The 25,022-nt window shown below is 74.8% G+C and carries 22 protein-coding genes and 1 tRNA gene; 13 read left to right on the top strand and 10 right to left on the bottom strand.

All coding sequences use genetic code 11. From position 1 onward, the window contains the following. Both Q6969_RS03510 and Q6969_RS03505 read right to left on the bottom strand, forming a co-directional pair. On the bottom strand, window positions 1-839 hold an 839-nt coding region (locus tag Q6969_RS03510; protein WP_317229198.1), incomplete at its 3' end, for an SDR family NAD(P)-dependent oxidoreductase. Next, a complete protein-coding gene (locus Q6969_RS03505) occupies window positions 836-3,376 on the bottom strand; it encodes a DUF3516 domain-containing protein (RefSeq protein WP_317229197.1) in 2,541 nt (846 codons plus the stop codon). The genes Q6969_RS03505 and Q6969_RS03510, both read right to left, overlap by 4 nt. Before the next feature lie 137 nt (window positions 3,377-3,513). Here Q6969_RS03505 and Q6969_RS03500 point away from each other — a divergent pair, with 137 nt between their 5' ends. Both Q6969_RS03500 and Q6969_RS03495 read left to right on the top strand, forming a co-directional pair. Continuing rightward, window positions 3,514-3,759, top strand: a complete 246-nt coding sequence (locus tag Q6969_RS03500) for a hypothetical protein (protein ID WP_317229196.1) — start codon at window positions 3,514-3,516, stop codon at window positions 3,757-3,759. Window positions 3,760-3,820: 61 nt separating this feature from the next. Beyond that, window positions 3,821-5,356, top strand: a complete 1,536-nt coding sequence (locus Q6969_RS03495) for an SDR family NAD(P)-dependent oxidoreductase (protein ID WP_396335508.1) — start codon at window positions 3,821-3,823, stop codon at window positions 5,354-5,356. Window positions 5,357-5,432: 76 nt separating this feature from the next. On the opposite strand, the gene Q6969_RS03490 is transcribed toward Q6969_RS03495, so the two are convergent. The 7 genes from Q6969_RS03490 to Q6969_RS03460 all read right to left on the bottom strand — a co-directional run bounded on the left by Q6969_RS03490 (window position 5,433) and on the right by Q6969_RS03460 (window position 12,601). Continuing rightward, window positions 5,433-5,705 (bottom strand): HPr family phosphocarrier protein, encoded by a 273-nt coding sequence (locus Q6969_RS03490; protein WP_104289189.1) that lies wholly within the window; start codon window positions 5,703-5,705, stop codon window positions 5,433-5,435. 87 nt (window positions 5,706-5,792) lie between these two features. Next, on the bottom strand, window positions 5,793-7,865 hold the full coding sequence (locus tag Q6969_RS03485) for a fructose-specific PTS transporter subunit EIIC (RefSeq protein ID WP_317229195.1): 2,073 nt from the start codon (window positions 7,863-7,865) through the stop codon (window positions 5,793-5,795). 22 nt (window positions 7,866-7,887) lie between these two features. Then, window positions 7,888-8,859, bottom strand: a complete 972-nt coding sequence (locus tag Q6969_RS03480; protein WP_317229194.1) for a 1-phosphofructokinase family hexose kinase — start codon at window positions 8,857-8,859, stop codon at window positions 7,888-7,890. Beyond that, window positions 8,856-9,644, bottom strand: a complete 789-nt coding sequence (locus Q6969_RS03475; protein ID WP_317229193.1) for a DeoR/GlpR family DNA-binding transcription regulator — start codon at window positions 9,642-9,644, stop codon at window positions 8,856-8,858. Before Q6969_RS03475 ends, Q6969_RS03480 begins: the two co-directional genes overlap by 4 nt. A 137-nt stretch (window positions 9,645-9,781) precedes the next feature. Next, entirely contained in the window at window positions 9,782-11,698 is a 1,917-nt protein-coding gene (locus tag Q6969_RS03470; RefSeq protein ID WP_317229192.1) for a TPM domain-containing protein, read from the bottom strand. Window positions 11,699-11,786: 88 nt separating this feature from the next. After that, complete coding sequence (locus tag Q6969_RS03465; protein ID WP_317229199.1) at window positions 11,787-12,338, bottom strand: 2'-5' RNA ligase family protein; 552 nt, start codon at window positions 12,336-12,338, stop codon at window positions 11,787-11,789. A 23-nt stretch (window positions 12,339-12,361) separates the two neighbouring features. After that, a complete protein-coding gene (locus tag Q6969_RS03460) occupies window positions 12,362-12,601 on the bottom strand; it encodes an antitoxin (protein ID WP_104290854.1) in 240 nt (79 codons plus the stop codon). 192 nt (window positions 12,602-12,793) lie between these two features. Here Q6969_RS03460 and Q6969_RS03455 point away from each other — a divergent pair. From Q6969_RS03455 to Q6969_RS03440, 4 genes are all read left to right on the top strand, one after another. After that, window positions 12,794-12,865: transfer RNA gene (locus tag Q6969_RS03455), tRNA-Arg, on the top strand. 631 nt (window positions 12,866-13,496) lie between these two features. Next, window positions 13,497-14,189: a pyridoxal 5'-phosphate synthase gene (locus Q6969_RS03450; RefSeq protein ID WP_317229191.1), complete on the top strand. Its 693-nt coding sequence runs from the start codon at window positions 13,497-13,499 to the stop codon at window positions 14,187-14,189. 85 nt (window positions 14,190-14,274) lie between these two features. After that, complete coding sequence (locus tag Q6969_RS03445) at window positions 14,275-15,045, top strand: gamma-glutamyl-gamma-aminobutyrate hydrolase family protein (protein WP_317229190.1); 771 nt, start codon at window positions 14,275-14,277, stop codon at window positions 15,043-15,045. A 110-nt stretch (window positions 15,046-15,155) separates the two neighbouring features. Beyond that, window positions 15,156-15,950: a transglutaminase family protein gene (locus tag Q6969_RS03440; RefSeq protein WP_317229189.1), complete on the top strand. Its 795-nt coding sequence runs from the start codon at window positions 15,156-15,158 to the stop codon at window positions 15,948-15,950. A gap of 53 nt (window positions 15,951-16,003) precedes the next feature. Here Q6969_RS03440 and Q6969_RS03435 read toward each other — a convergent pair whose 3' ends face one another. Next, window positions 16,004-16,645: a hypothetical protein gene (locus Q6969_RS03435; RefSeq protein ID WP_317229188.1), complete on the bottom strand. Its 642-nt coding sequence runs from the start codon at window positions 16,643-16,645 to the stop codon at window positions 16,004-16,006. A gap of 270 nt (window positions 16,646-16,915) precedes the next feature. On the opposite strand from Q6969_RS03435, the gene argS reads away from it, so the two are divergent. The 7 genes from argS to Q6969_RS03400 all read left to right on the top strand — a co-directional run. Next, complete coding sequence (gene argS / locus Q6969_RS03430; protein ID WP_317229187.1) at window positions 16,916-18,580, top strand: arginine--tRNA ligase; 1,665 nt, start codon at window positions 16,916-16,918, stop codon at window positions 18,578-18,580. A gap of 11 nt (window positions 18,581-18,591) precedes the next feature. Next, window positions 18,592-19,422: a DUF2993 domain-containing protein gene (locus Q6969_RS03425; RefSeq protein WP_317229186.1), complete on the top strand. Its 831-nt coding sequence runs from the start codon at window positions 18,592-18,594 to the stop codon at window positions 19,420-19,422. A 157-nt stretch (window positions 19,423-19,579) separates the two neighbouring features. After that, window positions 19,580-21,109 (top strand): diaminopimelate decarboxylase, encoded by a 1,530-nt coding sequence (locus tag Q6969_RS03420; protein WP_317229185.1) that lies wholly within the window; start codon window positions 19,580-19,582, stop codon window positions 21,107-21,109. Beyond that, on the top strand, window positions 21,106-22,437 hold the full coding sequence (locus Q6969_RS03415; protein ID WP_317229184.1) for a homoserine dehydrogenase: 1,332 nt from the start codon (window positions 21,106-21,108) through the stop codon (window positions 22,435-22,437). The genes Q6969_RS03420 and Q6969_RS03415 overlap by 4 nt, the downstream gene beginning before the upstream one ends. Beyond that, window positions 22,437-23,513, top strand: a complete 1,077-nt coding sequence (gene thrC, locus Q6969_RS03410; protein ID WP_317229183.1) for a threonine synthase — start codon at window positions 22,437-22,439, stop codon at window positions 23,511-23,513. The genes Q6969_RS03415 and thrC overlap by 1 nt, the downstream gene beginning before the upstream one ends. Next, window positions 23,510-24,475, top strand: a complete 966-nt coding sequence (gene thrB, locus Q6969_RS03405) for a homoserine kinase (protein WP_317229182.1) — start codon at window positions 23,510-23,512, stop codon at window positions 24,473-24,475. The genes thrC and thrB overlap by 4 nt, the downstream gene beginning before the upstream one ends. A 285-nt stretch (window positions 24,476-24,760) precedes the next feature. Next, the coding region (locus Q6969_RS03400) for a Rho termination factor N-terminal domain-containing protein (protein WP_317229181.1) at window positions 24,761-25,022 on the top strand (262 nt) is incomplete at its 3' end.

Genomic DNA, 25,022 nt, shown 5'->3' with positions numbered 1-25,022 from the left:
GCCCCGGACGGCCCCCAGGAGGACCCGCCCGTCACGCCGTCCGCGACGGCAGCGTGGACGACGGGCCAGGCACCGGCGTCCTTGCCCTGGACGAGCACGCGGGCGGGAGCGGCGACGCGTCGGCGGGCGGCGGCGGCCCCCGTCGCCCGTGCGCCCGGATCCTGCGGCGGAGTCAGCGCGTCGACCGCGTACCCGGGATGCGCCGAGACGGCGATCCGGTCCGATCCCGCGGCGCGCCACCGGCGGTCGAGCTCGGCGGCGAGCATCATGCACGCGGTCTTCGAGCGCCCGTAGCGGACGAGCGCCGGCATGCGGCCCTCCCCCGCCAGGTTGCCGAGGTCGAGGGGCGAGAAGCGGTGCGCGAGGGAGCCGAGCATCACGACCCGTCCCCCGGCGCGCAGGCGCGGCGCGAGCCCGGCGACGAGCGCGAGGTGTCCGAGGGCGTTGGTGCCCATCATCTCCTCGAAGCCGTCGACCGTCGTCCGGCGGTGCCGGGCGCGGCCCCCCGCGGGGGTGACGCCGGCGTTGGCCACGATGGCGTCGAGGTCCTCGCGGACAGCGGTGACGCACGCGTCGACGCCGTCGAGGCGGGCGAGGTCGAGCGGCACGACCTCGACGTCCGCCCCCGGGACGCGCGCCTGGACGGCCCTGGCGGCGGCGTCCCCGCGCTCGGCCGAGCGGCACGCGAGGAGCACCCGGGCACCCGCGGCGGCGAGCTGCACGGACGTCCAGAAGCCGACGCCGCCGTTGGCGCCCGAGACGAGCGCGGTCCGCCCGGCGAGGTCCGGCAGCGCCGGCGCCCCTGCCGCCCCCGTGGCGCCGGTCGCCCCGGCGCTCACGAGAGCGTGCCCACGCGGGTCACGCGCACGACGGCCTCGCCGGCCTCGTTCGACGCGTCGAGGTCGACGACCGCCTCGATCCCCCAGTCGTGGTCGCCCTCGGGGTCGTGCAGCGCCTGGCGCACCCGCCACTCGGTCGCGTGCTCGGTGATGGTCACGAGCGCCTGGCTGCGCGCGTCGCCGTCCGTGAGGATGCGGTCGTACTCGCCGAAGTAGGCGTCGAGCGCGTCGCCCCAGGCGTCCGCGTCGAAGCCGGACTGCGCGTCCAGCTCGCCGAGGGCGGCCAGGTCCTCCCGCGCCGCCAGCTGCACGCGGCGGAACATCTCGTTGCGCACGAGGATCCGGAAGGCCCGCGTGTTCGCCGTGAGCAGCTTCGGCGCGGGCGGCAGCACGGGCGCGTCGCCGGGCGCGGCGGTCGGGTGCGACAGCTCCTCCCACTCGTCCAGGAGGCTCGAGTCGACCTGGCGCACGAGCTCGCCGAGCCACTCGATGACGTCGAGCAGCTCCTCGGTCTTCGCCTCGTCCGGGATGGTCTGGCGCAGCGCCCGGAACGCGTCCGAGAGGTAGCGCAGCACCAGCCCCTCGGAGCGCATGAGCCCGTAGAACGAGATCAGCTCGCTGAAGCTCATCGCGCGCTCGTACATGTCGCGGACCACCGACTTGGGGCTGAGCGCGAAGTCGCCGATCCACGGCTGGCTCGCCGCGTACGTCGTGAACGACTGGTCGAGCAGCTCCTCGAGCGGCTTCGGGTGCGTGACGGACTCGAGCAGCTCCATGCGCTCGTCGTACTCGATGCCGTCCGCCTTCATCGCCTGCACGGCCTCGCCGCGGGCCCTGAACTGCTGCTGGGCGAGGATCGGCCGCGGGTCGTCGAGCGTCGCCTCGACCACGCTCACCATGTCGAGCGCGTAGGTCGGGGACTCGCGGTCCAGGATCTCGAACACCGCGACCGCGAACGGCGACAGCGGCTGGTTGAGCGCGAAGTCGGCCTGCAGGTCGACCGTGAGGGTGATGCGCGTGGGCCCGCCGTGGGGGTCCGCCTCCTGCTCGACGATGCCCGCGGTGCGCAGCGTCCGGTAGATCGCGAGGGCGCGGCGGGCGAGCGCGAGCTGGCGGATCCGCGGCTCGTGGTTGTCCTCGACGAGAGCCCGCATGCTCTGGAAGACGTCGCCGCCGCGCGCGATGACGTTGAGCATCATCGCGTGGCTCACCTGCATGCTCGAGGTCAGGCGCTCCGGCTCGGCGTCGATGAGCTTGCGGAAGCTCGGCTCGCCCCAGGACACGAAGCCCTCGGGCGCCTTCTTGCGCACGAGCTTGCGGCGCTTCTTCACGTCGTCGCCCGCGCGCTCCAGCATCTTCAGGTTCTCGGTCTCGTGCTCGGGCGCCTGCGCCACCACGGTGCCGGCGGTGTCGTAGCCGGCCCGGCCCGCGCGGCCCGCGATCTGGTGGAACTCGCGGGCGTTCAGCTGCCGCATCCGGGTGCCGTCGTACTTGGTGAGGCCCGTGAACAGCACCGTGCGGATGGGGACGTTGATGCCGACGCCGAGCGTGTCCGTGCCGCAGATGACCCGGAGGAGGCCCTGCTGCGCGAGCTGCTCCACGAGCCGCCGGTACTTGGGCAGCATGCCCGCGTGGTGGACGCCGATCCCCGCGCGCACGAGCCGCGAGAGGGTCTTCCCGAAGGCCGTGCTGAAGCGGAACGCGCCGATCAGCTCGGCGATCTCGTCGCGCTGCTCTCGCGTGACGATCCTGATGCTGGACAGGGCCTGCGCCCGCTCCAGGGCCGCCGCCTGCGCGAAGTGCACGATGTAGACGGGCGCCTGCTTCGTGTCGAGGAGCTCCTCGACGGTCTCCTGCACGGGCGTCACCGCGTAGTGGAAGGAGAGGGGGACGGGACGCTCGATGCCCGTGATCCGGGCGGTCGGGCGGCCGGTGCGCCGCGTGAGGTCGTCCGCGAGGTCGGTCACGTCGCCGAGGGTCGCCGACATGAGCACGAACTGCGCGTGCGGGAGCAGCAGGAGCGGGACCTGCCACGCCCAGCCGCGCTGCGGATCCGCGTAGAAGTGGAACTCGTCCATCACGACCTGGTCGACGGGGGTGTCCGCGCCGCCGCGGAGCGCGCGGTTCGCGAGGATCTCGGCCGTGCAGCAGATGATCGGCGCGTCCGGGTTCACCGACGAGTCGCCCGTGACCATGCCCACCTGCGCCGCGCCGAAGAGCTCGACCAGCGCGAAGAACTTCTCGGAGACGAGCGCCTTGATGGGCGCCGTGTAGTACGAGCGGCGGCCGCGGGCGAGCGCCGCGAAGTGCGCGGCGACCGCGACGAGCGACTTCCCCGTCCCGGTCGGCGTCGAGACGATGAGGTGGGCGCCGGACGCGATCTCGAGGGCCGCCTCGTCCTGCGCCGGGTACAGCTCGATGCCCCGCCCGAGCGCCCAGTCCGCGAACGCGTCGTAGATCGCGTCGTCGGTGGCCCCGTCCACGGCGAGGCGCGCCGCCTCCTCGGTGAGCGTGGGGGCGAGGGCGGTGTCGGACATGATGCGTCCATCCTCCCCTACCCGTCCACGGGCGGCGTCGCGCCCGGCCGCCACCCGGCCGCGCACCGTCACGGCGGCCGCCGCGGGTTCTCCACAGGACGCAGGGCGGGCCGGGTGGCAGCGCCTAGGTTCGCCGGATGCCGTCCCTCCCGCTCGACCCGCGCCCGGAGCGCGCTCCCGCCGACCGCACAGATGCCGCTCCCGACGGCCGCGTCGCGGGAGCGGCGCCCGCTCACCGCGTCACGGAGCACGCGCCCGTGGACCCGGATGCCGAGCGGGCGCGGCGGCGGGACCGCCGCACGGGGATCGTCGCGCTCGTCGTCGCCAGCGTCGTGCTCTGGGCCCTCATCGCCGCCGCGGTCGCGTTCGCCGTCACCCGCTGACGGCCCGCGACGCGGGCCGCCCTCCCCCGGAGGTCTCCGCACCGCCCGGGTATGATCTCCTGTGCCCTCCGACGCCCTGCCCGACGACCCCGCCCCGATCGTCGAACCCGCCCTCCCCATCGATCCCGCCGCTCCGGCCACGGGCGCCACCGGCGCCATCGACCCCGCCGACCTCGCCGTCACGCTCCGCGTCCTCGGCTCCCTCGCCGACATCGACGAGGAGCACCCCGACTTCGTCGCCGTGCGCCGCGCCACCGCGTCCATGTTCAAGTCGGTGAAGAAGGCCCGGCGGCTGGAGAAGCGCGAGGCCGTCGCCACCGCCGACCGCGCCGTCGTCGCCGCCACCGCGACGGGCGCTCCCGACCGCATCGACGACGAGACCCGCGGCATCCCGCTCGCCATCACCACGGCCGCCCCCTCCGCCGGCACGCTGCTCCGCTCGCGTCCCTGCTACATCTGCAAGCAGCACTACACGCAGGTCGACGCGTTCTACCACCAGCTCTGCCCCGACTGCGCCCGCGTCAACCACGCCAAGCGCGAGGCGCGCACCGACCTCACCGGCATGCGCGCGCTGCTCACCGGCGGCCGCGCGAAGATCGGCATGCACATCGCCCTGCGGCTCCTCCGCGACGGCGCGCACACCACCATCACCACGCGGTTCCCCCGCGACGCCGTGCGTCGGTTCGCCGGACTGCCGGACGCGCACGAGTGGGTGCACCGCCTCCGCGTCGTCGGGCTCGACCTCCGCGATCCGGCCCAGGTCATCGGCCTCGCCGACGCGGTCGCCGCCGCCGGGCCCCTCGACATCCTCATCAACAACGCGGCGCAGACCGTGCGCCGCTCCCCCGGCTCCTACGCGCCCCTCTCGGAGGCGGAGGCCGCGCCCCTGCCCGACGGCCCGATCCCGGAGCTCCTCACGTTCGGGCACACGGCCGACGCGCACCCCGCGGCCCTCGCCGCCAGCGTCGCCGCGCACCCCATCCTCTCCACCGCCACGGGCATCACGGCAGCCGAGGTCACCGAGCTCGCCATGACGGCCGGATCCTCGTCCCTGGCGCGCCTCGCGGCCGGGACGGCCATCGACGCGGGCGGCCTCGTGCCGGACCTGCACGACGCGAACAGCTGGACGCAGGTGGTGCACGAGGTGGATCCGCTGGAGATGCTCGAGGTGCAGCTCGCCAACGTGACGGCGCCGTTCCTGCTCGTCAGCCGCCTCCGCCCCGCCATGGCGGCGTCGACGGCACGGCGCAAGTACGTGGTCAACGTCAGCGCCATGGAGGGCCAGTTCGCCCGCGCGTACAAGGGCCCCGGCCACCCGCACACCAACATGGCGAAGGCGGCGCTGAACATGATGACGCGCACGTCGGCCCGCGAGATGCGGGAGACCGACGGGATCCTCATGACGAGCGTCGACACCGGCTGGATCACCGACGAGCGCCCCCACCCCACGAAGGTCCGCCTCGCCGAGGAGGGCTTCCACGCCCCGCTCGACCTCGTCGACGGTGCCGCGCGCGTGTACGACCCCATCGTCATGGGCCAGGCGGGCGAGGACATCTCCGGCGTGTTCCTGAAGGACTACCGCGTCGCCGAGTGGTGACGCTCCCCGCGCCGCGCGGGGACGACGAGAGGCCCGGACCCGCGCTGCGGTGTCCGGGCCTCTCGGCGTGGGGCGGCTACTCGACGGCGTCGAGGTCGCTCTCGAGCAGCGCCGCGAGCTCGTCGAGCGCGGCGTCGGCCCCGTCGCCCTCGGCGGTGAGCACGACCTGGTCGCCGTTGGCGGCGCCGAGGCTCATGAGGGACAGGATGCTCGTCGCGTCGAGCGGCGTGCCGCCCGGCTTGCTGATCCTGACGGGCATCCCCTGGCGCCGGACGGCCTCGATGAACAGGGACGCGGGTCGGGCGTGCAGGCCCACGCGGCTGCCGATGGTGGCGGTGCGCTCGGTCATGGACGATCTCCTTCTGGTGGGGCGGATGGGACGGGGACGTGATCGATCGGGGACGTGATCCGGAGGGAGCCGTCCGACGGGCGGCCGTCAGGCGGCGACGGGGACGCCCTGGTCGACGGGCGCGGTGGCGACCGCCTCGGGCCGCTTCGCCGTGAAGCGCTTGAGCAGCACCACGAGGAACGCGGAGACGACCGTGCCGACGGCGACCGAGGCCAGGAACCCGAGGAACGTGCCGTTCATCGCGAAGAGCACGAAGACGCCGCCGTGCGGGGCCTGCGAGACGACGCCGAGGCCCATGACCATGGCGCCCGTGATGCCGCCGCCCACGATGCTCGCGGGGATGACGCGCAGCGGGTCGACCGCGGCGAACGGGATGGCGCCCTCCGAGATGAAGGCGGCGCCGAGCAGCCACGCGGCCTTGCCGTTCTCGCGCTCCGCCGGGCTGAACAGCCGGCGGTCGATGACGGTGGAGGCGAGCGCCAGGGCGAGCGGGGGCACCATGCCGGCGGCCATGACCGCGGCCATGATCTGCCAGGGCGCCTGGTTGTCGAGCGCCCCGGCGCCGAGGCCGGCGACGGCGAAGGAGTACGCGACCTTGTTGATGGGGCCGCCGAGGTCGATGCACATCATGACGCCGAGGATGATCCCCAGCAGGATCGCGGAGGCGCCCGTGAGGCCCGAGAGGAAGTCGTTCAGGCCGCGCGTGAGGGCGGCGATGGGGCCGCCGAGGACCATGACCATGAGGCCGGACGCGACGATGGAGGCGAGCAGCGGGATGATCACGACGGGCATGAGGCCCCGCAGCCAGCGCGGCACGTCGATGCGGCCGATGGCGTAGGCGATGCCGCCCGCGAGGAGGCCGCCCACCAGGCCGCCGAGGAAGCCGGCGCCCATGATCACGGAGATGGACCCCGCGACGAAGCCCGGCGCGATGCCCGGCCGGTCGGCGATGGCGTAGGCGATGTACCCGGCGAGGGCGGGCACGAGGAACGCCATCGAAGCGCCGCCGATGACGAAGGCCACGGCGCCGAGGTACTGGGCGAGGCCGCCCGCGGGGAGGTCGGCGAGCGAGTTCTGCAGCACGACGTCGGACGCGGTCTCGGTGATGCGGTAGCCGCCGAGCAGGAAGCCGAGCGCGATGAGGAGGCCGCCGCCCGCGACGAACGGGATCATGTAGCTGACGCCAGTGAGGAGCCAGCGCTTGAGCCGCGCGCCGACGCTCTGCGACGACTGCGGCGAGGCCTGCTCGGATCCGGCCGTCGCTCCGCCCGCGCCCGGCACGCGCGGTGCGCTCGGGTCCTTCGCGGCCGCGACGGCCTCGGCGACCATCTGGTCGGGCTGGTCGATGCCGCGCTTGACGGGCGACTGGATGACGGGCTTGCCGGCGAAGCGGGCGCGGTCGCGCACGTCCACGTCGACGGCGAAGATGACGGCGGTCGCGCGGGCGATGATCGCGGGATCGACGGGCGTGACGGAGGAGGACCCCTGCGTCTCGACGTGGAGCTCCACGCCCGCGCGCTTCGCCGCGGCCACGAGCGAGTCGGCGGCCATGTAGGTGTGCGCGATGCCGGTGGGGCACGCGGTCACCGCGATGAGCACGGGAGCGTCGGCCGCGGGTGCGGTCGCGGCGGTCCCCGCGGATCCGGCCGCGGCCGACGGCGCCGTCGTCGGGGCCGTCGACTCGGGGGCGCCGGTCGAGGAGGCCGGCTCGTCCACGAGCGCGCCCTCCACGAGGGAGACGACCTGCTCCTCGGAGGTCGCGGTGCGGAGCGCCTCCACGAACTCCGGCTTGATGAGCGAGCGCGCGAGGCGCGACAGCAGCACGAGGTGCTCCTGGTCGGCGCCGTCCGGTGCGGCGATGAAGAAGACGAGGTCGGCGGGGCCGTCCGGCGCGCCGAAGTCGACGGCGGGTGCCGGACGGGCCATGACGAGCGTGGCCTCCGTGACGGCGGCGGAGCGGCAGTGCGGGATCGCGAGCCCCCCGCCCATGCCGGTCCCGGTCTTCGACTCGCGGTCCCAGGCGTCGGCGAAGAGGGCGTCGGCGTCGGTGGCGCGGCCCTCGGCGACGACGCGCTCGGCCAGCGTGCGGACGGCCTGCTCGCGGTCGGCGCCGAGGTCGGCGTCGAGGAGCACGAGGCGGTTCGTGATGAGCGATGGCATGTTCTTCTCCAGGTGGGGCGGGTCAGCGATCGGCGGCGATCGGGAGGAGCGGCAGGACGGTGACGCTGTCCGGCCGGGTCTGGTCGGGGGACGGCATGGTGCTCCCCGGCAGGGAGGCGGCGGCGGAGCCGTGGGCGACGGCCTGCGCGAGCCGCCCCTCGGGTCCGGCGCCGCGGTGGTCGGCCAGCAGGTAGCCCGCGAGCGACGAGTCGCCCGCGCCCACGGTGCTCACGGGCACGATCGGCGGCATGGTGGCGAGCCACCCTCCGTCGGCCGTGGTGAGGACGGCACCGCGTGCGCCGAGGGTCGCGAGGACCGCCCGGCAGCCGCGGGAGACGAGGTCCCGGGACGCGTCGTGCGCGAGGCGCGGATCGGCCTCGAGCGCGTCCGGGTCGGGGAGGCCCACCAGCTCGGCGAGCTCCTCGGCGTTGGGCTTCACGAGGTCGACGACGGCGCGCGACGCGACGAGCGCCGCCATGGGCGCGCCCGAGGAGTCGACGGCGATGCGCGGCGCGCGGTCCCCGAGCTCGGCGCGGACGGCGTGCACCACGCGCGCGGCGAAGTCGTCGTCGAGCCCGGGCGGCAGGGAGCCGGCGATCACGAGCCAGCTCGCCGACCTGGCGTGCTGGATCACGAGGGCGACGAGCGCGTCGGCCTCGGCGGGCGACAGCGCGGGGCCCGGCTCGTTGACCTTCGTCGTCGTGCCGTCGGGCTCGGTGAGGGTGACGTTCTGGCGTACGCGGCCGTCGATGTCGAGGTGGTCGAGCGGGATGCGCTCGGCGGCCAGGGCCACGAGCATCGGGTCGTCGAGGCGCCCGGGCAGGAGCGCGAGGGTCGCGAGGCCCGACGCGATGAGCGCGCGGGAGACGTTCACGCCCTTGCCGCCCGGCTGCTCCGTGACCGCGCGGGCGCGCTGCACGGCACCGCGCTCGAGCGCCCCGGCGAGGTCGATGGTGCGGTCGAGGCTCGGGTTCGCGGTGAGGGTGAGGATCACGCGACCATCACCTCCACCTCGGCGCGGGCGAGCGCGTCCCGGAGCGGCGCGTCGGGCGCCTGGTCGGTGACGAGCGTGTCGAGGTCGTCGAGGGCCGCGAAGCCGACGAGCGCCTCCTCCCCCGCCTTCGACGCGTCCACCAGGGCGACGGCCCGGCGGGATCCTCGGGTCAGGGCGGTCTTCACGGCGGCCTCCTCCTCGTCGGGCGTGCTCAGGCCGAACTCCGCGTGGATGCCGTTCGCGCCGATGAAGGCTATGTCCGGCCGCAGGCGCGACAGCTGTCCGAGGGTCGCGGGCCCGACCGCGGCGCTCGTGATGCCGCGGAGCCGGCCGCCGAGCAGCTGCACCTCCACGGCGGGGTTCCGGCTGACGGTCTGCGCGACGACCATCGAGTGGGTGACGACGACGAGCGTGCGGCCGACGACGTCGGGCGTCCACGCGGCGAGCCGGTCGGCGACGAGGCTCGTCGTGGTGCCCGCGTCGAGCGCGATGGACCCCTGGAAGGTCGCGGGGATGAGGCGCATGGCGGCGTCGGCGATGCGGGCCTTGGCGGCCGTGTTGCGCGTGCCGCGCGCGTCGAGGCTCTCCTCGGCGCGCGTGGAGCGGTTCGCGCGGACGGCGCCGCCGTGCACGCGGCGGAGCACGCCGCGCGTCTCCAGCTGGGCGAGGTCGCGGCGGACGGTCTCGGTGGTCACGTCGAACTCGCGGGCCAGGCCCACCACCGCGACACGGCCGGTGCGCTCGAGGAGGGCGACCACCCTGTCCTGGCGTTCCTCGGCGTACATGGGCGGTCTCCTTCGACTCCGTGGGGCACGTGCGCCTCGCGTCCTCGCACTGTAGCCCGCATCCGCAGGAGAAGCAACACGTTCCCACAGGGAACCACACGATCGCAGACGAGCGGGTCCTCCGCGGATCGGCGTCGTCAGCGCCCGAGCGCGGCGGCCTCCTCGCGCAGTACGTCCGCGACGGCGTCCGCCTCCCAGGCGAGCCCCGCGGCGTTCGGGTGCAGCGGCACGGAGCCCGCGCTCCCACCGAGGCCGGCGACGTACGCCTCCCCTGCGTCGCCGGCGCACGCGCCGTGCGCGGCCGTCGGGGTCTCCTGGTCGACGTAGCGCGCACCGGCGTCCCCGGCGGCCCGGGCGATCGCGTCGTCGAGCGCGCGCTGGGCCTGCGCCAGGCGCGTGCGCGCCTGCTCGCCGACGGCGCCGCGGCGGGTGGAGATGAAGTCGCGCGCCGTGGCCACCTGGCTCTCGGCGGTCGACAGCGCGCGCGGCAGGTAGCCGACGGCGCGCTCCACCTGCTCCTGCTGCTGGCGCACGGGGGCGAGCGCCTCGTCGAGCCGGGCCTCGGCCTCCTGCAGCAGGGTGACGCTCGTGAGGGGGTCCGCGAGCCGGCCCTGCAGCGGCTTCGCGTCGGCGATGGCCTGCTCCGCCGACTGCACGAGGCGGGTCAGCTCCGGCATGCGCCCGCCGCGCTGCGCGGCGCGGGCGTCCTGGATGTCGCTGCGGACGTCGGCGATCTCCTCCTGCACCCGCGTGGACGCGTGCTCGAGGTCCGACGAGACGCGGTCGACGACGTCGAGCAGCTTGCCGGCCTGGCCGACCGCCTGCTGGGCCGCCCGCACCTTGACCGCGAGCCCGCCCGAGGAGGCGCTGTCGCCGGAGCGGATGGAGGCGGCCGCCTCCTGCGCGGTGTCGGTCGCGAAGGAGAGGAGGGAGCGCGCCTGCTCGACGTTGCCGGTGACGGTCGTCATGGAGGGCCCGGCGTACCGCCGCCCGAGGAGGTCGACGGCCTCCTGTGTGCGCTCGATGCGCGTCTTCAGCGCCTCGGCGTCGGTGACGATGGCGGCGAGCGTCTGGGGTGCGTTCTGCTCGAGCGCCCGGAGCTCCTCGAACGACTGCGTCTGCGCGTCGAGCTCGGCGCGGGCCTCCTCGCACAGCTCCACGATGCGCGCGGCCCACGTGCGCCGCTCCTCGTCGGTGTCCTCGATCGTGTCGTCGAGCTTCTGCTTGAGGGCGAACGCCTCTCGGACCTTCCCGCCCGCCGACGCGAGCGTCTCGCGGTAGGGGCCGACCGCGTCGGCGCCGAACTCCGCCTCCGCGAAGCCGACCTCCTGCTCGCTGGTCTCCAGCGCGTCGTCGAGCTGCACGAGCATGCTGCCCGCGCGCTGCTCGGCCGACTGCATCTCCTCCAGCGCCTCCTGGCGCTTCGTGGCCACGGCCTTCTGCTTCTTGCGCCGGCCGACGAGCGTCATGACCACGGTCGCGAGGAGGATCGCGCCGAGCACGTAGAGCAGGACGAGGCCGAAGTCGATGCCGGACGCGTTGCCGGTCGTCGGGCTGGAGCCCGTTCCGGACTCGGCGACGGTGCCCGTCTGCGCGACGGACTCCATGCCCTGCGCGGCGGCGACGGCGGCGCCCGCCCAGTCGTCCTCCTGCAGCTGCGGGACGATCACGGTCTCCTCGAACGACCCCTGGTCGCCCGACACCTGGCCGGTCGGGAAGGCGTACTGCCGTCCGTCGACGGCCACCGCGAGGAGGGCGTCCGAGCTGCCGAAGCCGTTGGCCTGCTCGGTCTGCCGGCCCCATGCCTGCGGCGTCGTCTCGCCCGTGAACGTGTCGACGTAGGCGACGTGCAGGGTCACGCCGGTCTGCTCGCGCAGCTGGTCGATCGCCTGCTGGATCTCCTGCTCCTGCGCGGACGTGACCGCGTCGACCTGGTCGAGGATCGTCGCCCCGCCGAAGTCGACCGGCTCCGTCGCCTGCGCGGCGACGGGCACCATGGCCCCGAACAGGCCGAGCGCGAGCGCGGCCCCCAGCAATCTCGCGGACCGCGGCATGCGACTCCTCCGTCGTCTCAAGGTCGTGCTCCCCTCAGGCTAGCGGCCGGGTGCCGTGCGGTGGTCGTGGGGGCGGCGCCCGTCCGGGTCACGCCAGGTCCCGCACGGTGCGGTCGCGGGGATCCCAGCGGCGGAGCCCCGCGGCCGGGGCGCCCTCCGGCTCGATGCGCCCGAGCGCCGTCACCGCCTCCGCCAGCTGCTCGGCCGTGAGGCGCAGCGCCAGGGAGACGTGCGGGGTCCAGGCTCCGGGACGGGTGTGGGAGACGACGTCGGGCGCGGTGCGCTCGTCCGGGTCCAGGTCCTCGTCCTCGTCCGGTCCCTGGGGCGCCGCGTCGAACTCAGCGTGGATCCGGGCGTGGAGGTCCAGCAGGGCGCGGTCGACGACGACCTGCCGCGCGAGCACGAGGCCGCGCGGGGGCACGCCGAAGACGACCAGGCCGCCGAGCCGGACGCTCGGCAGCGGACCCGTCGCACCGATCGCCCGGAGCGCGTCGTCCGCGGATCCGCCCAGTCCCTCGGCCGCGAGCAGCGTCACGTGCGGGCGGTTCGTCGGGCCGGCGTGGTCGGCGAGGCTCGGGAGGCCGGCGTCCGCGAGCGCACGCCACGCCGCCCGGACCGCGGCGTCGGACGCCGCATCCAGGGTGAGCTCGACGCTCCCGGCGCTCAGCGGCGGGGCGGGTTCGCGGGCGGCGTCGGGCCCTGGCCGCGGCCGCCGTCGGGACCGAGGTTCCGGAGCTGCTTGTCCGCGGCCTCGCGGGCCTTCTGGATCTTGTCGGCGTGCTTGCTGCCGGTGGCCTTGTCGGCGAACCCGGACACCTTGTCGATGGCGGTGCGGCCGACGTCCTGGCCCTTAGACGTGCGCAGGAAGCCGGTGGCGGCGGCGGCGATGCGGGACAGCTTCACGGGTGATCTCCTCGTGGGGATGGGGAGGCCGCCGTGCCCGGGCGGCGCGGCGGTCGTCCTGGGACCATCCTGGCGTGCCGCGCCTGTGCTGGAGCGGGGAGTCTCCTCGGCGGAGGGAATGCGGCGCGGGACGGGCGGCACGGCGGGGCTCGCCGCCGGTGCTACCCTGGATCCGCGCCACGGCGCACCCTGGCCCCCATAGCTCAGGGGATAGAGCACTGCCCTCCGGAGGCAGGGGCGGAGGTTCGAATCCTCCTGGGGGCACACCTTCCCATATCCCGTGTTGGTGCGGTGAGAGGCCGGTCCCGTCCGCGGGGCCGGCCTCTCGTGCATCCGGGCACTGCCCGCGGGGGAGCGCGCGCGCCGGCCGTCGTCGTGACAGCCGTCGTCGTGACAGCCGACATCGTGACAGCCGACATCGTGACAGCCGACATCGTGCCGGCGGACTCCGTGCCGACGGCGTCGCGTCCGTCGCTCCCGTCGGCGTCGAGCGTCCATGGACGGCGATCGACTGCAGCCGGATCCGGTCGCGGTCCGGCGGATGCCCGTCTCGACTCGACGCACGCCCGCGTGGGGCGGGGGGCGGAGGACGGCGGAGAACACACGCGGCGGGCCCGGGACGGGTCCCGGGTTCCCGCCGCGTGGTGCTGGGCCCAACTGGGGGAGCGGGCCTGATGACGAAGGTAGCCGCAGCGACCGCCGTCGACCACGTCCGCCGGTACTGGAAAAAAGCAGTGGGGGATCGACCAATCCGATCGCCGGAGCGTGTCGAAGGCGCCCCCGCATGGGGCATCATGTGCCCCCGCGCCGGTGCGCTGTCGCCCGAGGGCGCCGCCGGCGTGTCCTCGGGCCGCCCCTCCCGGGCGCGCGGAGTCCAGCGGCCTAGGCTCGGCCCATGGCAGACGACGACGACTCCACTCCGGTCCGCGACCTCCTCAGGGGCGCGAAGCCGAAGCCGCACGACTTCCCCGAGCTCGACCCGGCCCGCCTGCCGGACGACCCGATCGACCTGGTCATCGCGTGGATCCGCGATGCCGTCGCGCACGACGCGGCCGAGCCGAACGCGGTCGTGCTCGCCACCGCCGACGCGGAGGGCCGCCCGAGCGCGCGCACGCTCCTGCTGAAGGACGTGACGCCCACCGTCGACGACGAGCCCGGCGCGCTGTGGTTCTCCTCCCTCGCCGAGAGCCCCAAGGGCCGCGACCTCGAGGCGAACCCGCGGGCCGCGCTCGTCGCGTACTGGCGGGAGCGGGGGCGGCAGGTCCGCGCGACGGGTCCCGTCTTCCACGGCGACCGCGAGGTCAGCGAGCGCGACTTCCTCGCCCGGCATCCCGCGTCGCGCGCCGAGGTCATCGCGGGCGACCAGAGCGAGCCGATGCCCGACGCCCGGGAGCGCGACGCCCGCGTGGCCCGCGCACGGGAGGCCGTGGACGCGGATCCCGAGCTGGTCGCGGAGTCGTGGCAGGCCTACGTCCTCCAGCCGACGACGGTCGAGTTCTGGCAGGCGACCGAGGACCACGGCCAGCTGCGGATCATGTACCGCGCGGCCCCCGACGGCTCGTGGACGCACACGCTCGTCTGGCCCTGACCCCGCCGGGCGCCGCTCGACGACGCGTGTTGCGGCAGATGACGCGCGACGTGCGGCGGCGCCGGCGAGGCCGCACACTGGATCCATGCCCGCCCCCCTCCGCCGCCTCGCCGTCGTGCAGGTGACCCGATCCCGTCCCGAGGCCGCCGCATACAACGCGCTCGTGCAGGGCCTCAACGCGCGGGTCGCCGAGGTGGCCGACGCCGCGGGCTGGCTGGTCGAGAACATCGCCGCGGAGGACGAGGGCGTCGAGTCGCTGCTCGCCCGCACCCGCGAGGCCGATGCCGTGGTGATCATGGGCGGCGAGGACGTCGCCCCGCGCTTCTACGGCGGACCCGCCGAGTACGAGGGCCGCTCCCCCCACCGCGAGGTCGCGGATGCCGGGCAGATCGCGCTGGTCCGCCGGGCCGTCGCCGAGGGCACCCCGCTGCTGGGCATCTGCCGCGGTGCCCAGATCGTCAACGTCGCGCTCGGCGGCACCCTGCAGCAGCACATCGAGGGCGTGGGCGGGCACCGCAACGAGGCCACGGACATCACGGCCGTCATGCGCGACCACGACGTGCGCGTCACCGCCGGGAGCCGCCTCGCCGACGCCCTCGGATCCACCGACCTCGTCGTCCGCAGCGCCCACCACCAGGCCGTCGACCGTCCCGGTGCCGGGCTGCGCGTCGTGGCCGTCGCGCCGGACGGCGTGCCGGAGGCGGTCGAGCACGAGTCCGCCCCCGTCACGGGCGTCCAGTGGCACCCGGAGGACGCGGGCGCCGACCGCGACCAGCTGCCCGCCCTCCTCGGCGCGCTCGCCGACGCGTGCGCGCTCCGCGAGCCGCTCGAGGCGACCGGCGTCGCCGCGGCCTGACCCCGCCGCACCCGCCGACGAGTCGAACGCCGGACCCGCCCGCCGGACCCGTCCCGCAGTCGGCGCGGCCCGCGTGGGCGGTGGGGCGCATCCGATGCCACGATGGACGCATGCGCCGCGACGTCTCCTCCATGCTCGAGCTGCAGGTCTCCGGCGAGAGCGAGATGGCTTTCGCGGTCGCCGTCGCCCGCGGAGCCGACATCGCGTCGGAGTCCCTGTCCTTCGCCCTCGACGGGGTCCCGGTCGTGGCGACCGAGGTCGTCGATCGGCACGACACGCGCCTGCACGTGCTCACGAGCGGGGCGGGCGTCCTGACGATGGAGTACCGCGCGACCGTGACCGGGCGACGGGACCCCGCCCCCCTCGACGACGTCGACCTCTGGGTCTACCGGCGACCGAGCCGCTACTGCGAGTCCGACACCCTGTTCCCCACCGCGCGCGGCGAGTTCCGCGGCCTCGAGGGGCTGCCGCTCCTCGCCGCGGTGCGGGCCTTCGTCGCCGGGTCGCTGCGCTACGCGCCCGGGTCCAGCCTCCCCACGGACGGCGCGGTCCGCACCCTCCTCGCGCGCCGCGGGGTCTGCCGCGACTACGCGCACCTGGTCATCGCGATGCTCCGGGCGCTCGACGTGCCCGCGCGCCTCGCCGCCGTCTACGCCCCGGGCCTCAGCCCCATGGACTTCCACGCCGTCGCCGAGGCCTGGGTCGACGGCGCCTGGCACGTGGTGGACGCGACCGGCCTCGCGCCCCGGCAGAGCCTGCTGCGCATCTCGACGGGACGCGACGCGTCCGACACCGCGTTCCTCACCAACACGCGGAGCCTCGTGACCATCTCCCGGATGGAGGTGCTCGCGACGGTCGACGAGCTGCCCGTCGACGACCTCGCGGCGCCCGTCCGCCTCGGCTGATCCGTCCCCTGGGTCCGGCGCGCCCGACGAGGCGCGCGGGATCCGGCGCGGGATCAGCCGCCGACGGTCGTCAGCACCGCGTTGCCGAGCTCCGCGTGGTCGCCGGGCTCGAAGAACGCGGCGGAGCGCATGACGACCATGTGCTCCGACGAGTAGATGGTGGCGACGCCCGCCGCCTCCTGCAGCTCGAAGTAGGCCTCGACGCCCGAGGGGTAGCCCGCGATGGGGTCGGCCTGGAGGATCGCCGCATCGCGCCGCGACTGCAGCTCCGCGGCGACGGGCTGGGCCACGTCGATCTCGACCGTCGTGCCGTCCGCCGACGCGAAGCCGCACGCGATGCCCTGCATGGCGAGCACGTCGGCGCGCAGCCCGTCGGCGGAGGCGTCGGCCGGGAGCGGCTCGGAGGCGAAGCCGGATCCGAACGACGCGAGGTCGGGCAGCAGCTCGTCGCACGTCGTGGTGACGGGCGTGCCCTTCGGCGGGGCGGGAGTGGGGGACGCGCTCGCCCCCGTGCCGGATCCGCCGCCCGTCCCCTGGCCGCCGCCCGCGCTCGCCGAGGGGTCGGGCGTGGACGGCTGCAGCGGCTGCGGGTTCGAGCAGCCGGCGAGGAGGAGCGTCACCGCGAGGCCGGCGACGACGAGGGGAGCGGGCCGCGCGACGCGGCTCCGGGCGGGCGCGGGGAGGCGGACGGGCATGGTGGTGCTCCTTCGGATCCTGACGCGCCGCGGATGCGACGGTCGGCGCGCGGCGACGGGCCACGTGCGGGGAGGCGGGATCGACACCCTACCGAGGCCGGGGGTGACCCCGCTGGGATCCTCCCCGGGGCGCACGGGACGCGACCACGGGGCCGCGCGGCGGGTCGCGGACGGGTGGTGCGACGGGACGCGGGCGGGCCGCGGGACGGGCGGGCGGAGGCGCGGCCCACCGGCCGGACGGCATCCCGCCCGCCGGTAGGATCGTTCCCCATGACGACCCCCGACCTGACCGGCGCCCTGTTCGACATCGTGGCTCGGACGGCAGGACGACGACCCGGCGGGGACGCCCTCACCCTCAGCCCCGACATGGTCGTGCTGGAGCGCCCGCGCAACCGCGACCACGGCGACTGGGCCACGAACATCGCCATGCGCATCGCCAAGCCGCTCGGGGAGAGCCCGCGCGCCATCGCCGCGGAGATCGCCGAGGAGCTCGGCGCCCTTCCGCAGGTCGCCGCGGTCGACGTCGCCGGGCCCGGCTTCATCAACATCACCCTCGAGGCCGCCGCCGCCGGAGCCCTCGCGCGGACGATCGTCGAGTCCGGCGAGGCGTACGGCCGCGGCACGACGCTCGACGGCATCCGCATCAACCTGGAGTTCGTCTCCGCGAACCCGACCGGCCCCATCCACCTCGGCGGCGTGCGCTGGGCGGCCGTCGGCGACAGCCTCGCCCGGATCCTCCAGGCCGAGGGCGCGGACGTCACGCGGGAGTACTACTTCAACGACCACGGCTCCCAGATCGACCGCTTCGCGCGGAGCCTCCTCGCCAGCCACCTCGGGGAGGAGACCCCGGAGGACGGGTACGGCGGCGCCTACATCGGCGAGATCGCCGCGCGCGTGGTCGAGGGCTACGACGGCGACATCGACGCGCTGCCGCGCGAGGCCCAGCAGGAGGTGTTCCGCAGCGCCGGCACCGAGCTGATGTTCGGCGAGATCAAGCAGAAGCTCCACGACTTCGGCGTCGACTTCGACGTGTTCTTCCACGAGGACTCGCTGCACGAGTCCGGCGCGGTCGACCGCGCCGTCGCCCGCCTCACGGAGCTCGGGCACGTCTTCGAGGAGGACGGCGCCGTCTGGCTCCGCACCACCACGTTCGGCGACGACCGGGACCGCGTCGTGATCCGCTCCACGGGCGAGCCCGCCTACATCTCCGGCGACCTCGGGTACTACCTCGACAAGCGCGAGCGCGGCTTCGAGCAGAACATCATCATGCTGGGCGCCGACCACCACGGCTACGTCGGCCGGCTGATGGCCATGGTCGAGGCCTTCGGCGACACGCCGGGCGTGAACCTGCAGATCCTCATCGGCCAGATGGTCAACCTGCTGCGCGACGGCGAGCCGGTGAAGATGAGCAAGCGCGCCGGCACCATCGTCACGCTCGACGACCTGGTGGACGCGGTGGGCGTGGACGCGGGCCGCTACTCGCTCGTCCGCTCCTCCGCCGACCAGAACCTCGACATCGACCTCGCCGTCCTCGGCAAGCGCACCAACGACAACCCCGTCTTCTACGTGCAGTACGCCCACGCGCGCACCTGCGCGGTCGACCGGAACGCCGCCTTGTCGGGCGTCGACCGGAGCGCCTTCGCGCCCGAGCTGCTGACGCATCCCACGGAGTCCGCGCTGCTGGGGCTCCTCCAGGAGTTCCCCCGCATCGTGGCCCAGGCGGCCGAGCTCCGCGAGCCGCACCGCGTCGCCCGGTACGTCGAGGAGCTCGCCGGCTCCTACCACCGCTGGTACGACAACTGCCGCGTCGTCCCGCGGGGCGACGAGGAGGTCACCGACCTGCACCGCACGCGCCTGTGGCTGAACGACGCGGTCCGGCAGGTCGTCGCGAACGGCCTCGACCTCGTGGGCGTCTCCGCCCCCGAGCGCATGTAGGGGAGCGGGGCATGGCGGGACGGTTCCAGGGCACGGAGGTGTTCGGGGCGCCCGAGCGCAGCGATCCCCGCGAGGCCCGGCGCCGGCGGCGCGGGCCGCGCGGCGGCACGGTGGTCATCTGGCTCATCGTCCTCGCGGTCATCGGCCTGGGGCTCGCGTTCGGCCTGCGCATCGTCGACCAGACCGTCCGGGGCGTCGCCGAGGACCAGGCGGAGCAGCGGATCGCCGAGCAGCTGCCCGGGCAGGTCACCGGCCGCGTGAACGTCTCCATCGAGGGCGACTGGGTGATCCCGCAGCTCGTCCGCGGCACCCTCGACCGCGTGGTGCTGGAGGGGCCGAACCTGCAGGCCGACGGGACGCCGTTCCAGGCCCGCATCGTCGCCACCGACGTGCCCACCGACCAGGAGCGCACCGTCGGGGAGGTGGTCGCGACCGTGTCGATGGACCAGGCGCCGGCCAGCGCGCTGCTGCAGCGCACGGCGGGCACGCCGCCCGACCTGCTCTTCGGCGACGGCACGCTCGGCTACAGCGGGTCGACGCGGGTCCTCGGCCTCACCCTCGGCTACACGGTCGCCGCCACGCCCGTGCTGCGGGATCCCTCGACCGTGGTCATCACGCCCGCCGAGGTGACCGTGCAGGCGGGCTCGTTCGAGGTCGACCTCGCGCAGACGATCCAGGGCATCCGCGACATCACCTACCCGGTGTGCGTCGCCCAGTACCTCCCGGCGGGCGTCGACGTGCAGGACGTGGCCATCGCCGACGGGCGCGCCTCCGTCACGGTGCGGTCCACCTCGCTGAAGCTCACGCGGGACTCGGTCGGGGTCACCGGCACCTGCGGCTAGCCCGTCGCGGCGGCCCGTCGGAGCGGCCGTCACATGGGCCGGGCGCCCCGGCGCGCCTCGGTAGGATGGCTCGCACCGCCCCCTTTCGGCTTCAGGGACCACACCGGGTCCGCTCGCCATCCCGCACGTCCGCCCCGCGCCCGAAGAGGTGACCCACGTGACCGCGAACCCCCTGGCTCCGTCCTGGCTGCGGCCGCCCGACGACGCCAACGCGCTGGATCCCGCGGTCTGGTCCCGCGGCACCGTGCGCGACGACGACGGCGCCATCCGCATCGCCGGCGTCGGCGCCGCCGAGCTGGCCGAGCGGTTCGGCACGCCCGTGTACGTGATGGACGAGGACGACGTCCGGGGACGCGCCGCCGAGGCGCTCGCCGCCTTCACGCGGGAGGCCGGGGCGGTGGGCACGACCGCGCGCGTGTACTACGCGGGCAAGGCCTTCCTCAGCATCGAGGTCGCGCGCTGGATGGCGGAGGAGGGCCTCCACATCGACGTGTGCTCGGGCGGCGAGCTCGCCGTGGCGCTGGCGGCCGGGGCCGACCCCGCCCGTCTCGGCTTCCACGGGAACAACAAGTCCATCGTCGACATCGACCGCGCGGTCGCTGTCGGCATCGGCCAGATCGTCGTCGACAGCGTCATCGAGGTCGAGCGCATCGCGGCCGCCGCCGCCGCGCACGGCCGGGTGCAGGCCGTCCGGCTCCGCGTGAACAGCGGCGTGCACGCCCACACGCACGAGTACCTCGCCACCGCGCGCGAGGACCAGAAGTTCGGGATCACGCTCGCGGACGCGCCCGACGTCGTGGCGCGCATCCGCTCCCACGCATCCCTCTCCTTCACCGGGCTCCACGCGCACATCGGCAGCCAGATCTTCGAGACCGACGCCTTCGTCGAGTCCGCGCGCCGGCTCCTCGACCTCCACGAGCGGCTCCTCGCCGACGGCCCGGTCGCCGAGCTCAACCTCGGCGGGGGCTTCGGCATCGCCTACACGTCCGTCGACCGCCCCGTGCCCGTCCCCGAGATCGCCCGCCGCCTCACCCGCATCGTGGGCGACGAGTGCGCCCGCCGCGGCATCGCGGTGCCGGTCATCGCGGTCGAGCCCGGCCGCAGCATCGTGGGGCCCTCCACCGCGACGCTCTACACGGTCGGCACCGTCAAGGACGTCCTCGTGACGGTCGGCGGGGTCGACGGCGAGGTCGCGGAGGCGGAGTCGGCCACGGGCGACGTCGAGGACCCGCGCGTCGCGGAGGAGGCCGAGACGGCCGTCCGCCGCTACGTCAGCGTCGACGGCGGGATGAGCGACAACGCGCGGCCGGCCCTCTACGGCGCCGACTACGGCGTGCGCCTCGCCGGCCGCTCGTCGGATGCCGAGCCCGCGCTCGTCCGCGTCGCCGGCGGGCACTGCGAGAGCGGCGACCTCGTCGTCCTCGCCGACTACCTCCCGGGCGACGTGCGCCCCGACGACCTCGTCGCCGTCCCCGCCACCGGCGCCTACTGCTGGTCGCTCGCGAGCAACTACAACTGGATCGGCCGTCCGCCCGTCGTCGCCGTGCGCGACGGCCGGGCGCGCGTGATCGTGCGCGGCGAGACCGTGGACGACCTCCTCGCGCGCGACGCGGGCACGCCCCTCGCGGGCACGCCCGTCGACGACACGACCGCCGCCGCATCCCCGAACGTGAACGGAGCACGATGATCGAGTACCGGAACCTGCGCGTCGCCCTGCTGGGCTGCGGCTCGGTCGGCACCCAGGTGGCGCGCCTCATGCGGGAGCACGGCGACGAGCTGGCGCAGCGCGTCGGCGCGCGGCTGGAGCTCGTCGGCATCGCCGTGCGCGACGCCGACGCGCCCCGCGACGCGTCCGTCCCGCGCGAGCTCCTCACCACCGACGCGGAGACGCTCATCCTCGGCGCCGACATCGTCATCGAGCTGATGGGCGGCATCGAGCCGGCCCGCACGCACATCCTCCAGGCGATCCGCTCCGGCGCCGACGTCGTGACCGCCAACAAGGCACTCGTCGCGACGCACGGCCCGGAGCTCTTCGAGGCGGCCGAGCAGGTGGGCGCCCAGCTCTACTACGAGGCGGCCGTCGCGGGCGCCATCCCCATCATCCGGCCGCTGCGCGACAGCCTCGCCGGCGACCGGGTCGAGCGCATCCTCGGCATCGTCAACGGCACGACGAACTACATCCTCGACGAGATGGACACCCGCGGGCTCGGCTTCGCGGAGGCCCTCGCGACGGCGACGGAGCTCGGCTACGCGGAGGCCGACCCCACGGCCGACATCGAGGGCTACGACGCCGCGCAGAAGGCGGCCATCCTCGCGAGCCTCGCCTTCCACACGCGCGTGCCCGTCGAGGCCGTGCACCGCGAGGGCATCACCGGCCTCTCGTCCGCGCAGTTCGACTCCGCGCGGAAGGCCGGCTACGTGATCAAGCTGCTGGCCATCTGCGAGCGCCTCACCGACCCCGCCACCGGCCGCGACGGCGTCTCCGCCCGCGTCTACCCGGCCCTCGTGCCGCGCGACCACCCGCTCGCCGCGGTGCACGGCGCGAACAACGCCGTGTTCGTGGAGGCCGAGGCCGCGGGCGACCTCATGTTCTACGGCGCCGGCGCCGGGGGAGTGCAGACGGCGTCCGCCGTACTCGGCGACGTCGTCTCCGCCGCGCGGCGCCACGTTGTCGGCGGGCCGGGTGTCGCCGAGTCGGCGCACGCCGACCTCGAGACGCTGCCCGTGGGCGCGATCACGACCCAGTACCAGATCACGCTGCAGGTGGCGGACGAGCCGGGCGTGCTCGCCCGCATCGCGCACCTGTTCAGCGAGCACGGCGTCTCCGTCGAGACGCTGGAGCAGACCACGCACCAGGCTCCCGTGGCGGGAGGGGCGGGCGACCGGCCCACCGCTAGCCTGGTGATCGGCACGCACCGCGCCACCGACGCGGCCCTCCGGGCCACCGTCGACGCGGTGTCGAACCTCGACGCGGTGACGGCAGTCGCGAGCGTCCTCCGAGTAGAAGGAGCCTGATGGCCCACCAATGGCGCGGACTGCTCCGCGAATACGCCGACCGCCTCGACGTCACGGACGCCACCCCGATCATCACGCTCGGCGAGGGCGGCACCCCGCTCATCCCCGCGCCCGCCCTGTCCGCCCGTACGGGTGCGAAGGTCTGGGTCAAGTACGAGGGCATGAACCCCACGGGCTCGTTCAAGGACCGCGGCATGACCATGGCGATCTCGAAGGCCGTGGAGCACGGGGCCAAGGCCGTCATCTGCGCGTCGACCGGCAACACGTCCGCGTCGGCCGCGGCGTACGCGACGCACGCGGGCATCACCGCCGCCGTGCTCGTGCCCGAGGGCAAGATCGCGATGGGCAAGCTCAGCCAGGCCGTCGCGCACGACGCCCAGCTGCTCCAGGTGCGCGGCAACTTCGACGACTGCCTCGACATCGCGCGGGAGCTCAGCGCCAACTACCCGGTGCACCTCGTCAACTCCGTCAACAACGACCGCATCGAGGGCCAGAAGACGGGTGCCTTCGAGGTCGTCGAGGTCCTGGGCGACGCGCCGGACTTCCACTTCATCCCCGTCGGCAACGCCGGCAACTACACCGCGTACACGCGCGGCTACCGCGAGGACCTCGAGGCGGGCAACGCCACGCGCCTCCCGCGCATGTTCGGCTTCCAGGCCGCGGGCAGCGCGCCCATCGTCGACGGTGCCATCGTCAAGGACCCCGACACCATCGCCAGCGCCATCCGCATCGGCAACCCCGCGTCGTGGAAGCTCGCCCTCGAGGCGCAGCTGCTCACGGACGGCTACTTCGGCGCGATCTCCGACGCGAAGATCCTCGAGGCGCACCGCATCCTGTCCGCCGAGGTCGGCATCTTCGTGGAGCCGGCGTCGGCCATCAGCGTCGCGGGGCTCCTCGAGCGCGCCGAGGCCGGGCAGATCCCCCAGGGCGCCACCGTCGTCCTCACGGTCACGGGCCACGGCCTGAAGGACCCGCAGTGGGCGCTCCGCACGGCCGACGGCTCGGACGTCGCCCCGACGAGCGTCGGCGTCGACGTCGCCGAGATCGCGGGCGTGCTCGACCTGGTCGCGTCGTGACCGACGGCCGGACCGGCTCGCCTCTCGCCGTCGGGCGGCGCGTGCAGGTGCGCGTGCCCGCCACGAGCGCCAACCTCGGCCCCGGCTTCGACACCCTGGGCCTCGCGCTCGCGCTCTACGACGACCTCACGGTCACCGTCCGCGACGAGCCCGGCGCGACGGTCGACGTCCGCGGCGTCGGCGCGGGCGAGGTGCCGACCGACGCGTCCAACCTCGTCGTCACCGCCATCGCGCACACCTTCGCCGCGTTCGACCAGCCGCTGCCCGGCCTCGACCTCGTCGCCGAGAACCGGATCCCGCACGGCCGCGGCCTCGGCTCCTCCGGCGCCGCCATCGTCTCCGGCATCATGGCGGCGCAGGGCCTCCTGCAGGGCACGGTCGAGATCGACGCCGACGCGCTGCTCCGCCTCGCCACCGAGATGGAGGGGCACCCGGACAACGTGGCGCCCGCGCTCTTCGGCGGCCTCACCATCGCGTGGGTCGACGGCGCGGGGCCGCAGCACAAGAAGCTGGCCGTGCACCGCGGCGTCTCGCCGCTCGTGCTCGTCCCGGTGGCCACCATGTCCACCGCGCTCGCGCGCAGCCTCCAGCCGGAGTCGGTCCCGCACGAGGACGCGATCTTCAACGTCTCCCGCTCGGCGCTCCTCATCGCCGCCCTCATCCAGAGCCCCGAGCTCCTGCTCGCCGCCACCGAGGACCGCCTGCACCAGGACTACCGCGCCGCGGCGATGCCCGAGACGAACGAGCTCATCCACCTGCTCCGCGAGCGGGGCTACGCGGCCGTCGTCTCCGGGGCGGGCCCGTCGCTGCTCGTCCTCGGCAGCGACCCGGGCCAGCGGCTCACGGCCGCCGAGCTCGTGGCGGAGCGCAGCTCCTCGCCCTGGCAGGCTCTCATGCTCGCCGTGGACGTCAAGGGCTGCACGGTCCAGCTCGTCGACGCCGGCGCCGATCCCGCCGCCTAGCCGCATCCGCACGACCCGGCGCGCCGTTCCCCCCGCGGGCGGCGCGCCGGGTGCTAGGCTCGTCGCGACCCCGGGGTCGACGGATCCACGCATGCGCGTCGGAGATCCGGTCCCGGTGGTCGTTCTCACCACTCACCCGCTGTCGTCTCTGCAAGATCCCGTGCCTTCGTGCCCGACAGCAGCTCCGGACGGAATCAGACCGTCCGCCGCTCGGCAGAGACACACGCGATCGGCTCTCCTCCGCACGGGCTTCGTCCCGGCGGATCGGGGAAAGGACCCACGCACATGACCGATGTCGACAACCGCGCAACCGTCGCGGACCTGAGCGCGCTCCGCGTCTCCCAGCTCCAGGCCATCGCCTCCGAGCTCGGGATCCCGGGCGGCTCCAAGCTCCGGAAGGGCGAGCTCGTGACCGCGATCTCCGAGATCCAGGCTGCCCGGGGGCTCACCGTCCCCGCCCTCGCGGAGGCCGTCGCCTCCGACGCGCCCGCCGAGTCCGGCGACGCGACCCCCGCCGCGGACGCGGCGCCCGCCGTCGAGGAGGCCC

Source organism: Clavibacter sp. MX14-G9D (assembly GCF_032917815.1).
GTDB classification, from domain to species: domain Bacteria; phylum Actinomycetota; class Actinomycetes; order Actinomycetales; family Microbacteriaceae; genus Clavibacter; species Clavibacter michiganensis_K.
This window is presented reverse-complemented; position numbering and strand designations above follow the sequence as displayed.

Excerpts from the sequence above, each read along its gene's own strand:
- Q6969_RS03505 (WP_317229197.1), bottom strand. The coding sequence starts at position 3,376 with ATGTCCGACACCGCCCTCGCCCCCACGCTCACCGAGGAGGCGGCGCGC.
- Q6969_RS03500 (WP_317229196.1), top strand. The coding sequence starts at position 3,514 with ATGCCGTCCCTCCCGCTCGACCCGCGCCCGGAGCGCGCTCCCGCCGAC.
- Q6969_RS03490 (WP_104289189.1), bottom strand. The coding sequence starts at position 5,705 with ATGACCGAGCGCACCGCCACCATCGGCAGCCGCGTGGGCCTGCACGCC.
- Q6969_RS03485 (WP_317229195.1), bottom strand. The coding sequence starts at position 7,865 with ATGCCATCGCTCATCACGAACCGCCTCGTGCTCCTCGACGCCGACCTC.
- Q6969_RS03475 (WP_317229193.1), bottom strand. The coding sequence starts at position 9,644 with ATGTACGCCGAGGAACGCCAGGACAGGGTGGTCGCCCTCCTCGAGCGC.
- Q6969_RS03470 (WP_317229192.1), bottom strand. The coding sequence starts at position 11,698 with ATGCCGCGGTCCGCGAGATTGCTGGGGGCCGCGCTCGCGCTCGGCCTG.
- Q6969_RS03450 (WP_317229191.1), top strand. The coding sequence starts at position 13,497 with ATGGCAGACGACGACGACTCCACTCCGGTCCGCGACCTCCTCAGGGGC.
- Q6969_RS03445 (WP_317229190.1), top strand. The coding sequence starts at position 14,275 with ATGCCCGCCCCCCTCCGCCGCCTCGCCGTCGTGCAGGTGACCCGATCC.
- Q6969_RS03440 (WP_317229189.1), top strand. The coding sequence starts at position 15,156 with ATGCGCCGCGACGTCTCCTCCATGCTCGAGCTGCAGGTCTCCGGCGAG.
- Q6969_RS03435 (WP_317229188.1), bottom strand. The coding sequence starts at position 16,645 with ATGCCCGTCCGCCTCCCCGCGCCCGCCCGGAGCCGCGTCGCGCGGCCC.
- argS (WP_317229187.1), top strand. The coding sequence starts at position 16,916 with ATGACGACCCCCGACCTGACCGGCGCCCTGTTCGACATCGTGGCTCGG.
- Q6969_RS03425 (WP_317229186.1), top strand. The coding sequence starts at position 18,592 with ATGGCGGGACGGTTCCAGGGCACGGAGGTGTTCGGGGCGCCCGAGCGC.
- Q6969_RS03415 (WP_317229184.1), top strand. The coding sequence starts at position 21,106 with ATGATCGAGTACCGGAACCTGCGCGTCGCCCTGCTGGGCTGCGGCTCG.
- thrC (WP_317229183.1), top strand. The coding sequence starts at position 22,437 with ATGGCCCACCAATGGCGCGGACTGCTCCGCGAATACGCCGACCGCCTC.